Annotated in this window: 8 protein-coding genes; 2 read left to right on the forward strand and 6 right to left on the reverse strand. The window is 63.0% G+C overall.

Features of this window, described 5'->3' with window-relative positions:
- Nucleotides 1–163: 163 nt before the first annotated feature.
- From PSH84_RS23740 to PSH84_RS23765, 6 genes are all read right to left on the reverse strand, one after another.
- Nucleotides 164–1,030 (reverse strand): pirin family protein, encoded by an 867-nt coding sequence (locus tag PSH84_RS23740; RefSeq protein ID WP_122569513.1) that lies wholly within the window; start codon nt 1,028–1,030, stop codon nt 164–166.
- 228 nt (nt 1,031–1,258) lie between these two features.
- Nucleotides 1,259–1,873, reverse strand: a complete 615-nt coding sequence (locus tag PSH84_RS23745) for a response regulator transcription factor (protein ID WP_305490841.1) — start codon at nt 1,871–1,873, stop codon at nt 1,259–1,261.
- 114 nt (nt 1,874–1,987) lie between these two features.
- On the reverse strand, nt 1,988–2,422 hold the full coding sequence (locus PSH84_RS23750) for a PleD family two-component system response regulator (RefSeq protein ID WP_305481896.1): 435 nt from the start codon (nt 2,420–2,422) through the stop codon (nt 1,988–1,990).
- A gap of 252 nt (nt 2,423–2,674) precedes the next feature.
- Complete coding sequence (locus tag PSH84_RS23755) at nt 2,675–5,893, reverse strand: transporter substrate-binding domain-containing protein (RefSeq protein ID WP_305483195.1); 3,219 nt, start codon at nt 5,891–5,893, stop codon at nt 2,675–2,677.
- A gap of 342 nt (nt 5,894–6,235) precedes the next feature.
- Nucleotides 6,236–7,570: a lysine N(6)-hydroxylase/L-ornithine N(5)-oxygenase family protein gene (locus tag PSH84_RS23760; RefSeq protein ID WP_305467745.1), complete on the reverse strand. Its 1,335-nt coding sequence runs from the start codon at nt 7,568–7,570 to the stop codon at nt 6,236–6,238.
- 146 nt (nt 7,571–7,716) lie between these two features.
- Nucleotides 7,717–8,199 (reverse strand): sigma-70 family RNA polymerase sigma factor, encoded by a 483-nt coding sequence (locus PSH84_RS23765; RefSeq protein ID WP_122569510.1) that lies wholly within the window; start codon nt 8,197–8,199, stop codon nt 7,717–7,719.
- 435 nt (nt 8,200–8,634) lie between these two features.
- Between PSH84_RS23765 and PSH84_RS23770 the strand changes: the two genes are divergently transcribed.
- Together PSH84_RS23770 and PSH84_RS23775 are read left to right on the forward strand one after the other, a co-directional pair.
- Entirely contained in the window at nt 8,635–9,786 is a 1,152-nt protein-coding gene (locus PSH84_RS23770; protein ID WP_305467748.1) for an efflux RND transporter periplasmic adaptor subunit, read from the forward strand.
- A complete protein-coding gene (locus PSH84_RS23775; RefSeq protein ID WP_305481897.1) occupies nt 9,787–11,757 on the forward strand; it encodes a MacB family efflux pump subunit in 1,971 nt (656 codons plus the stop codon).
- The last annotated feature ends 7 nt before the right edge of the window (nt 11,758–11,764 follow it).

Here is an 11,764-nt window from a genome sequence, read left to right on the forward strand (position 1 = left end):
TCCCCGCAGATCCCCATGCAGATACCCATGTGGAAGATCCCCATGTGGGGAGCGAGCTTGCTCGCGATTGCGGTGTGTCAGTCAATGATGCATGGACAGTTAGATCGCTATCGCGAGCAAGCTCGCTCCCACAGTGGGTACTAAGTGGCTGTTGTTTTCGCGTTCAGTCATCCATCCGGCCAAAGCGCCCGGAGTGGAAATCATTGAAGGCCTGGTGGATTTCCTGTTCGCTGTTCATCACGAACGGCCCATGGCCAACGATGGGTTCGTCGATCGGCTCGCCACTGAGCAACAGCACCACCGCGTCGTTATTGGCTTGCAGGTTCAGTTGGTCGCCGGCCCGGTCGAACAGGGCCATCTGCCCGGCCTCGACCCGTTCGCGGCCATTGGCCTGGACCGAGCCCCGCAGCACCACCAGGGCGGTGTTGTGGCCTTCGTGCAGATCAAGGGTGAGGTTTTTATCGGCATTCAAACGGATGTCCCAGACGTCGATGGGGGTGAAGGTCCGCGCCGGGCCTTGGTGCCCCTCGAAGCGCCCGGCGATCAGGCGCAGGCTGCCGGCGTTGTCCTTCAAGGCGATGTTCGGAATATCGCCCTTGAGGATTGTCTGATAGCCGGCCGGGGCCATCTTGTCCTTGGCGGGCAGGTTGACCCACAGTTGGACCATCTCCATGAACCCGCCCTGCCGGGCAAAGGCTTCGGAGTGGAACTCTTCGTGGATGATGCCGGACGCGGCGGTCATCCATTGCACGTCGCCGGGGCCGATCTTGCCGCCGCTGCCGGTGGAGTCACGGTGCTCCAGTTCGCCCTGGTAGACGATGGTCACGGTTTCGAATCCACGATGGGGGTGCTGGCCGACGCCACGACGTTCGCTGGTCGGCGTGAATTCGGTGGGGGCGGCGTGGTCCAGCAGCAGGAATGGGCTGATGTGCTTGCCCAGGTTGTCGTAGGAAAACAGCGTGCGCACCTGGAAACCGTCGCCGACCCAATGGGGCCGCGGGCTGGTGTAGAGGCCGATGATGTTTTTCATGCTGTGTCTCCAAAATCAGGTACTGCGATTTGATGGACACAGCTTAAAACCGACACCCTTGAAGCACTAGACAGCAAAAACCGGCCTTAGCGTTCTACTCAGAGAACGACGAATAAAAACCTGTGGGAGCGAGCTTGCTCGCGATAGCGGTGTCTCAGCCGAAGATGCATCGACTGACAGAACGCTATCGCGAGCAAGCTCGCTCCCACAGGTTTGGGGGTAGCTCATTCAAAGATGATTGCGCTTGGCAAACTCCGACAGCCCCACCAAGGATTGCAACCCGAGTTTTTCCAACAGCCGAGTCTTGTAGGTGCTGACGGTTTTCGGACTCAGGAACAGGCTTTCAGCGATGTCCTTGCCGCGCATGCCCATGGCCAGCATGCGCAAGATGGACAGCTCGCGGGTGGAGAGGCTTTCCAGCGCCTGTTGCTCACTGCGTTGCTGGAAGTCCAGCCGGACGGACATCTGGGGAAAATAGGCATAACCGGACTTCAATGCCTGGATGGCCTTGGTCAGTTCCTTCAGGTCGCTTTTCTTGGTCACAAAGCCTCGGGCTCCGGCCGAGATGCAGCGGTTGCAGAAGTGCTGCGCATCCTGGGAGGTGAACACCAGCACGCCGCATTCAGGAAACTGGGCGATGATCCAGACCAGCAGGTCCAGGCCGTCGAAACCGTTCATCACCAGGTCCAGGATCACCAGGTCTGGCGCGCCCTCCTTGATGAGGGCCCTGGCATCGGCCGCGCCGCTGGCGTCCCTGATTTGGGTGAACGCCTCATTCTGGCAAATAAGCCGCAGCGCCCCTCGTATGACAGGGTGGTCATCCACGATCAACACGTCTTTCAAGGCAGTTCCCCAAAACAATACAAACGGCACCGGCGCCATGACCACACCGGACTCTTGCACAAGCGCCGGGCCTTGCCACCTGTCAGGCCTGACAGGGCGGACCAACGGTCAGGTTCAGTGTCCATGCCCCTGCCTGAGGGGACGCCCCCATGCTGGCAGCGGCTCATGGACCTGAGGATCAACCCGCTCCATCAAGCGCCGCAGTGAAGCCAGGTCAGGCAGTGGCGCCTGGCTCAAGTGCAGGCTCGATCGACGCGCGACAGGCACCGGCGACTGACTGGCCGGTTGCGTGTTGTAAATCATCCCGTGGCGAACCTGTGGGTTATAGACAACAAAATCGTGCAGATCCAGTGCACCACCGGCCAGTTGGGCGTTGACGACAATCAGGTCGAACGGCTCGCTGCCGTATTCCACCAGCGTCAGCAACTCCTGCAAATGGCTCACGGGGACAACCCGGAAATAGCCCTGTTGGTTGAACAGACGCTCCAGCACGATTCGATGGGTATGTTGGGTATCGGCAATCAGGATACGGAGTGCTTTGTTCGGCATGGCAAGCTTTCCAATAGCAATGCGCCAGGTAGGCACCGGCTCAAGAACATTAAGGGCGCTCAGGCTAGAGGAAGCGTTTGAAGGGCGATGTAGGACTATTCCTAAAATGAAGCCAGACACAGCCCCTATGACGATGGAATTTATCCTGCACGGCGCTTTGTAGGCGCTGGCGAAGCCTGCGATCTTTTGCTTGGGATTCAAGTGTCTGGGGAAAGATCGCAGCCTCGTTGCACTCGTCAGCTCCTACAGTTCCTACTCGGCTACGACGCCTTCCATGTAGGTCTTGAGTCGTTCCGCCAGGTGCTCGATGGCTTGGCGAAGGTCTTCCACGGCTTCAGCAAGCAGCGACCTGTCGCCTTCTCGACAAGTGCTTTCCAGTGCCTCGCAGGCGGCGATCAGACGTTGCGCCTGGATGATCCGCGCCCCGCCCTTGATCCGGTGTGCCAGGTCCGCCAGGCCTGGCAAGTCCTGTCGGGTGGCCAACTGCAGCAGTCGCGCTTGATCTTCGGCATTGCTGTTGACCAGCTCCTCCAACAGCGCCCTGATGGCGCGCGTGTCACCACCGGTCAATTGCTCCAGGCCGGTCAAGTCGAGGCCATCGCTGGACTGGGGCGCCCGCGCATCCGGCATGACCGAGGCCAGGCACGCATTGAGTGCCCTGAGGCCGATGGGCTTGAACAGGCAATCATCCATCCCAGCCTCGGCGCAACGCTCCTTTTCCTCGGGCTGGGCGTTGGCCGTGAACCCCAGGATCAGCACCGGCGACAGGTTGCGGTCGCGCTCTTCGTCGCGAATGGCCCGGGCCAGTTCGTAGCCGCTCATCAAGGGCATGTTGCAGTCGGTGATGACCACATCGAAGTGTTCGCCGCGCCAGGCCTGCAGACCTTCGACACCGTTCTGTGCCTCGCGGACGCGATGACCCAGGTAGCCCAGTTGCTGGGACAACAGCAAGCGGTTGGCCGGGTAGTCGTCGACCACCAGAATACTCAGCGCCGGGACCGGCAGCAGCGCCTCGACCTCGGCAGGCGCCGCCGGCAGCGCATCGAGCAAGGGCAGGTCCAGCAGAACCTCGACCTGCGTGCCCTCCCCCGGCACGCTGCGCAACGTCAGGGTGCCGCCCATCATCTCGCATAACGTGCGGCTGATGACCAACCCCAACCCGGAACCGCTACGGACCGATTGAGGGTGATGGCCGGCCTGGGTAAAGGGGCTGAACAAGCGGCGCTGATCCTCGGGGGAAATGCCGCAACCGGTGTCCTCGACTCGCAGGCAAATGCCAAGACGCCCGTGTTCAGCGTCCAGCTCGCCGCGCACACTCAGGCGCACTTCGCCCTGGTCGGTGAACTTGATGGCGTTGCTCAACAGGTTCGAGACGATCTGCTTGAAGCGCAATGGATCAATCAACACGTCGCGGTTGACCCCGACGTCCAGCACCCAGTGCAAACGCAGGTGCTTCTGCCAGGCCAGGCCCTCGAAGATCCGCGCCACCGACTCGATCAACGTGTGCAGATTGGCCCGTTGCGGCGCCAGCGACAGCTTGCCCGACTCGATGCGGGCGATGTCGAGGATGTCGCCGATCAAGTCCAGCATGCCGTGGGCGGCACCCGATGCGACTTCGATGGCGAATCGGTCCACGACGCCCTGGTCGGCTTTCTTCAGCGCCAGCTCCAACAGGCCGATCACCGCATTCATGGGTGTGCGGATCTCATGGCTCATGGTCGCCACGAAGGTGGTCTTGGCCCGATTGGCCTCGTCGGCGCTTTCCTTGGCCACGCGCAATTGTTCCAGCAGGCGCCGCAGATAAACACCCCAGCCCAAGGCCACCAGCAACAGCAGCGCAGCAACGACGAATCCCTGGAGGATCGGGGTGCGGTTGCGCAGCCAATAACTGTCGTCGATCACCACCTCGCTGCGCCAGCGGTTGGTCAGCTCGTCCATCTCTTCCGGCGTGATGCTCAACAACGCCTTGTCCAGGATCGAGTAAAGCTCCAAGGCGCCCCGGTTCGTCGCCAGGGCAACGTGCGCGGGCAAGGTGCCCACGGTGCTGGTGACTTGCAGCGTGTCGCGGTACTGGCGGGAGATCATGTAGCGGGCGCTGATCAGCGGATTGATCGCAGCGTCCGCCGTGCCGGCGGCGACCATGGCCATGGCGTCGGCCGCATTCTGCGCCGCCACCAGCTGCACGCGGGGGAACTGCTCCAGCAGGAACTCGCGCAGCACATTGGCACGCACCAGGGCCACGCGCTTGCCCGCCATCTGGTCCAAGGTCAGCGCCTTGGCCCTGACCGGCACCACCAGCACGAACGGGTTCGCCAGGTACGGTCGGGTAAAGCGCAACTCGTCCTCGAGTTCGGCACTGGGGATGGCGGTCGCCAGGACGTCGGCCTTACCGCTCTTGATCTGCCCGATCAAATCATCAACCGAATCACCCCGCTGCACATCGAATTTCAAACCAGTGCGCAGGCTGACGCGGGCCAGCACATCGGCGCCGATGCCGCGCAAATGGCCTTGCTCGTCGAAGAACGTCAGTGGCAGGAAGTTTTCGTTGACCGCCACCCTGATCCGCGGATGGGCATCCAGCCAACGCTGCTCGTTGACGCTGAAATGCAGCGCCTGCTGACCGGGCATGCTCGCCCCGCCAGCGCTCCAACGCCGCAGGATGATCATGCGTTCGCTGGCGGGAATGGCTTGCAACGCGGCGTTGACGATGCGCAACACGCGCCCATTGTCGCGATTGACCGCAAAGGCGAACGGCTGCACTTCCAGGCGCGAGAAATCAGCCAGTTGGACGTTGTTCAGATAATTTTTGCTGATCAGGTAGTTGGTACTGATCGAGTCCCCCAGGTAGACGTCGGCCTGACCAAACGCCACGGCGCCGATGGCGCTCAAGGTCGAGGGGAACAACTGCAAGGAAGCCTCGGGATAAAACGCCTCGACGGTTTCCGGCGGCAAGTAGTGATAGAGCATCGCCACCCGCTTGCCCGCCAGGTCCGTGGGCAAGTCCTGGCTGTCGTCGATGCGGGCCACGAGGGTCGGCAAGTCATCGGCATAGGGCTGGGACATCGTCAGGTCCGGATCGGCGGCTTCGAAGCCGTTGGCGGTGCCGAGCAGGTCGATCTCACCGCCGCGCAAGGCCTGGAGCAATTCGGCGTGGGACGGATAGCGCTGGACCTGCACCTTGACGTGCAACAGTTGCCCCAGCAATTGCGCATAGTCGGCGGTCAGGCCTTCGTAGTCGCGACCATTGCCGGTGATGCTGAAAGGCGCATAGTCCGGCGCCGAGGCACCCAGCAGCAACGTGCCCTTTTGGCGCAGCCAGGCCCAGTCGGCGGCGTCGAGGGACACCGAATAATCATCCACGTGGGAGCGCCCGAGCACCTGCAACGACTCAGGCGCCGCGTCCACCGGTGGCGCCACACTCAAAGAGCCCAGCAACAGCGCCACCAGGCCTGTGCGTAGAAGCAGCATCATCTGGTCAAGGTGTTTCGCTTGGCGTAGTCGGCCCGGAACACCGTCGACTGCACATTCAGTCAGGGTGACCGGCTGCGGGTTCAGACTGCCAATACGAGGGAACAGCGAACCGTCGATGCGCCTGTCGAACAGACGCATGACATGAGTGTAGGAAGTTTCTGAAGAATTTCCTGTGAGTGACTGGAGGCCAGGACCCGAACCTGTGGGAGCGAGCTTGCTCGCGAAGGCGTCAGCTCAGCCAATATTGAAGTGACTGACACGACGCCATCGCGAGCAAGCTCGCTCCCACAGGGGGGTGCGTTGACTGATAGATTTCTTGCGAGTGACTCGCTCCCACAGGGCCTATACGGCGGCGAGCAACCGATCACGCACCGGACGCGCCTGCCCGCGATTGTTCCCATGCTCATACAGCGAACCGGCGATCTCATCGGCACGCACCGGCAGGATCGACAGCAAGGTGTCGCTCAGGCCATGGCTGGCCTGGCAGAAGCCCTGCATGTAGATCGCCGCCTTGCAGCGTTCGTCGGTGATCAGCTTGTAGTTGCGATCCACCTCGAAATCCCCCAGGTACTGCGCCAGCGGCTCCAGCAGGGTGCGGTGCATCTGCCGCTCGTAACCGGTGGCCAGCACCACGGCGTCATAACGGCGCACCGTCAGCTCGCCGGTGGCGTTGTTGCGCATCGCCAGTTCCACGCCGGCGTCAGTGGCCGTGGCTTTCTCGATCGTGGTGAGGGTACGGAACGCATGACGGGCAATGCCAGAGACTTTCTGACGATAGAAAATCCCGTAGATGCGTTCGATCAGGTCGATGTCCACCACCGAATAGTTGGTGTTGTGGTACTCGTTGACCAGCCGCTCGCGCTCGCTGTGGGGTTGCTGGAACACCAGGTCGGTGAACTCCGGCGAGAACACTTCGTTGACGAACGGGCTGTCGTCCGCCGGCTTCAAGGCCGAGCCGCGCAGGATCATGTCGACCTGTGCCGAAGGGAAGCTGTCGTTGAGGTCGATGAAGGCCTCCGCCGCGCTCTGCCCACCGCCGATGATGGCGATGTTCATCGGCTGGCCCTTCACGCATGGCTGGCTCGCCATGCGTTCCAGGTACTGGGAATGGTGGAATACCCGCGCGTCATCCCTGAAGGCCTTGAACGCCTCGGGGATGCGCGCCGTACCACCGGCACTGACCACCAGCGAACGGGTGGTACGCACCAACTCTTCGCCCTGGGCATCCCGGGAAATCACCCGCAGCGCTTCGACCTGCTGGTTGTGCAGCACCGGTTCGATGCGCAGCACTTCTTCGCCATAGCGGCTCTGTTCGGTGAAGTGTCCGGCCACCCAGCGCAGGTAGTCATTGAACTCCATGCGGCACGGGTAGAAGGTGCCCAGGTTGATGAAGTCCACCAGGCGACCATGGTGCTTGAGGTAATTGACGAACGAATACGGGCTGGTGGGGTTGCGCAGGGTCACCAGGTCCTTGAGGAAGGAAATCTGCAACTCGCTCTGGGTCACCAGGGTGTTGCCGTGCCAGCGGTAGTCGGCCTGCTTGTCGAGGAACAGCACGTCCAGTTCACCCTGGACCGGCCCCCGCTCCTGCAGCGCGATGGCCAGCGCCAGGTTCGAAGGGCCGAAGCCAATGCCGATCAAGTCGTGAACGATGGGCGATGCAATTGCCTGTGTCATGTCCAGTGTCCTCTGGAAAAGCCCCTCAACAGGGCACGAAAAGCCTGGGGAACCTGACCGGCATTCGCGGCGCCGGCAAGTCGTCTGTTGAGAGGAACGAGGACAATGAAAAAAAATTTACCGCCGGGTGACCGGCGACGATCGAATCAGGGCGCGTCCCACTGACGCACGCGAACGCGACAGTGCTTCATGGCATTGACGATGTGCTTTTCCACCAATGCCCGGGAAATGCCCAGGCGCTCGGCGATTTGCGGGTGGGACAGGCCTTCGAGCTTGCGCAGCAGGAAACTCTCGCGGCACAGCGGCGGCAGCTCGGCCAGGGCGCGCTGCAGCATGTCCAGGCGCTGGCCATGATCGAGGCTGGTGTGGGGCGACGGCGTGAAGAAGCGTTCTTCACTGTCCAGCACATCCAGGGATTCGACCTGGCGCAGGGTATTGCGCCGATGCCCGTCGATCACCAGGTTCAGCGCCGTGCGGTAGAGGAATGCCCGAGGCTGTTCGATGGGCGTGTCGCTGGCACGCTCCAGCACCCGCACATAGGCGTCATGCACCACATCCTCGGCCGCCTGGCGGTTGCCTAGCTTGGCGTTCAGGAAACACACCAGCTCGCGATAGTAGTTTTCCAACATGACTCCCGTGCGCAATGACTGCGACAGCTATCCCTGTGCCACCCGGCATGCCGGAAAAGGGCATGGCACGATAGTGGCAGATTCAATCGCGTAATTTATAGTAATTCTCATATAGATTTAAAGCATTGGTTTGTATCTAGGCGGATTCGTTTATTTCCATTGGCGCCGAGTACCGCTGGTGTGGCGAGGGAGCTTGCTCCCGCTGGCCTGCGCAGCAGGCCCAAAGCAGGCGACACTTTTAAAACTGGGGACTCAGGTCCTGGGGCCGCTTCGCGGCCCAGCGGGAGCAAGCTCCCTCGCCACGGGCCATGTCGTTTCAACTGCTACCAAGTATTTCACCCCACTAAATTCCTGCCCGGAACGCTCGTTTACCAGAACAGCCCCCCGTCCCCGCCCTTCCTGGGATGGGCCCGATATCACCGGCCGGAACCCTGCATGAAACGTCCCCGCCCTACCCGACGCGCCTGGCTTCTCACCTTCGCCCTGCTTCCGGCCGTGGCCTTCGCCGCGTGGCAAGCGGTCGTGCCCAGCCGTGCGCCCCTGGTCACCGCGCCCGTTACCCGTGGCGATATCGAAAACAGCGTCACCGCCCTCGGCACCCTGCAACCCCGACGTTACGTGGATGTAGGCGCCCAGGCGTCCGGGCAGATCCAGAAGATTCACGTGGAAGCCGGCGACGAGGTGCGTGAAGGCCAACTGCTGGTGGAAATCGACCCGTCCACGCAAAAAGCCAAGCTCGACGCCGGGCGTTTTTCGATTGAAAACCTCAAGGCCCAGCTCCAGGAGCAGCGCGCCCAGCACGACCTGGCGCAGCAGAAATTCCGCCGCCAGCAGCAACTCAAGGCCGGCGGCGCCACCCGCGAGGAAGACGTGCAGACCGCCCAGGCCGAAGTGCGGGCGACCCAGGCGCGCATCGACATGTTCCAGGCGCAGATCCGCCAGGCCCAGGCCAGCCTGCGCAGCGACGAGGCCGAGTTGGGTTACACGCGCATCTATGCGCCGATGAGCGGCACCGTGGTCGCCGTCGGAGCCCGGGAAGGCCAGACCCTCAACGCCCAGCAGCAAACCCCGTTGATCCTGCGCATCGCCCGGTTATCGCCCATGACCGTCTGGGCCGAAGTCTCGGAAGCCGACATCGGCCACGTCAAGCCAGGCATGACCGCCTACTTCACCACCCTGGCCGGCGGCAGCCGGCGCTGGAGCAGTACCGTTCGGCAGATCTTGCCAGTGCCACCGCGCCCGCTGGAAGCCAGCCAGGGTGGCAGCCCCACCGGCGGGCGCAGTGGCAGCGAACGGGTGGTGCTCTACACCGTGTTGCTCGACGTCGACAACGCCGACCGCGCGCTGATGACCGACATGACTGCCCAGGTGTTTTTCGTCGCCGCCCAGGCCCAAGACGTACTGACCGTGCCCAGCGCCGCATTGCAAGACAATGCCGGCCAAGTGCAAGTGCTGGCCGAGAACGGCGAGGTTCAGCCGCGGACCGTGCGTACCGGCGTCAGTGATCGACTGCGCACCCAGATCGTCGACGGCCTGAATGAGGGCGAGCGGGTGCTGATCGACTCGGCTGTCGGCAGCGGGGGCTGAATGAACACGCCCCTGATCGAACTACGGGACATTCGCAAGGCCTACGGCGGTGGCGACAGCCCCCGGGTGGAGGTGCTGCGCGGCATCGATTTATCCATCCACGCCGGAGAATTCCTGGCGATTGTCGGCGCCTCCGGTTCCGGTAAATCGACCCTGATGAACATCCTCGGCTGCCTCGACCGCCCCACCAGCGGCGAGTACCGTTTCGCCGGCGAAGACGTCGCCCATCTGGGCAGCGATGAACTGGCCTGGCTGCGACGCGAAGCGTTCGGCTTCGTGTTCCAGGGCTATCACCTGATTCCTTCCGGCACCGCCCAGGAGAACGTCGAGATGCCGGCCATCTACGCCGGCACCTCCGCCGCCGAGCGCCACGTCCGGGCCAGCGCCCTGCTCGAGCGCCTGGGCCTGGCCAGCCGCACCGGCAACCGTCCCCATCAGCTCTCCGGCGGGCAGCAGCAACGGGTGTCGATTGCCCGGGCCTTGATGAACGGCGGCCACATCATCCTCGCCGACGAACCCACCGGTGCCCTCGACAGCCAGAGCGGCATCGAGGTCATGGCGTTGCTCGACGAACTGGCGAGCCAGGGCCACGTGGTGATCCTGATCACCCACGACCGCGAAGTGGCGGCCCGGGCCAAGCGCATCATCGAGATCCGTGATGGGCTGATCATCAGCGACAGCGCCACCGCTTTGCCCCACGACGCGCAAGCCAATCCAAAGGCGTTGCAAGCCGTGGACCTGCGCCAGCGCCTGAGTGCCGGCAGCGAACACAACGGTGCCTGGAAAGGTGAGCTGGTGGACGCGGTGCAGGCGGCGTGGCGGGTGATGTGGATCAATCGCTTTCGCACCGCCCTGACCCTGCTCGGCATTGTCATCGGCGTGGCCTCGGTGGTGGTGATGCTGGCCGTGGGCGAAGGCAGCAAGCGCCAGGTCATGGCCCAGATGGGCGCGTTCGGCTCGAACATCATCTACCTCAACGGCATCGCGCCCACCCCACGCGCCGCCAAGGGCATCATCAGCGAATACGACCTCGCCGCCCTCGCCGAGCTGCCCGAAGTGCAACGGATCATGCCGGTCAACGGCGCCGAAGCCAGTGTGCGCTTCGGCAATCTCGACCACACCAGCTACGTCGGCGGTAACGATACGAATTTCCCGACCATCTTCAATTGGCCGGTGGCCGAGGGCAGTTACTTTACCGACGCCGATGAACGCGGCGCCGCGGCGGTGGCGGTGATCGGCCACAAGGTCCGGCAGAAACTGCTCAAGGACGTCGCCGACCCCATCGGCCGTTACATCCTGATCGAGAACATGCCGTTCCAGGTGGTCGGCGTGCTGGCGGAAAAAGGCGCCAGCTCCGGGGATTCGGACGCCGACAATCGCATCGCCGTGCCCTACTCCGCCGCCAGCGTGCGGTTGTTCGGCACGCGTCATCCCGAATACGTGGTGATCGCCGCCCGGGACGCCGGCAAGGTCAAGGAGGCCGAACAGGCGATCTCCCGCACCCTGTTGCGCCTGCACGACGGCAAACAGGATTTCGAGCTGACCAACAACGCCGCGATGATCCAGGCCGAAGCGCGCACCCAGGGCACGCTGTCGCTGATGCTCGGTGCCATTGCCGCGATTTCGCTGTTGGTGGGCGGCATCGGCGTGATGAACATCATGCTCATGACCGTGCGCGAACGCACTCGCGAGATTGGTATCCGCATGGCCACCGGCGCCCGCCAGCGCGACATCCTGCGCCAATTCCTCACCGAAGCAGTGATGCTCTCGGTGGTCGGTGGGGTCACCGGTATCGGCCTGGCCCTGCTGGTGGGCGGCGCGTTGCTGCTGGGCAAGATCGCCGTGGCCTTTGAATGGCTGGCGGTGTTCGGTGCCTTCGGCTGCGCCTTGGTCACCGGCGTCGTCTTCGGCTTCATGCCCGCCCGCAAGGCCGCCCGCCTCGACCCGGTCGCGGCCCTCACCAGTGAATGAACCCCAC

It is taken from the genome of Pseudomonas beijingensis, assembly GCF_030687295.1.
In the GTDB taxonomy this organism is placed as follows: Bacteria; Pseudomonadota; Gammaproteobacteria; order Pseudomonadales; family Pseudomonadaceae; genus Aquipseudomonas; species Aquipseudomonas beijingensis.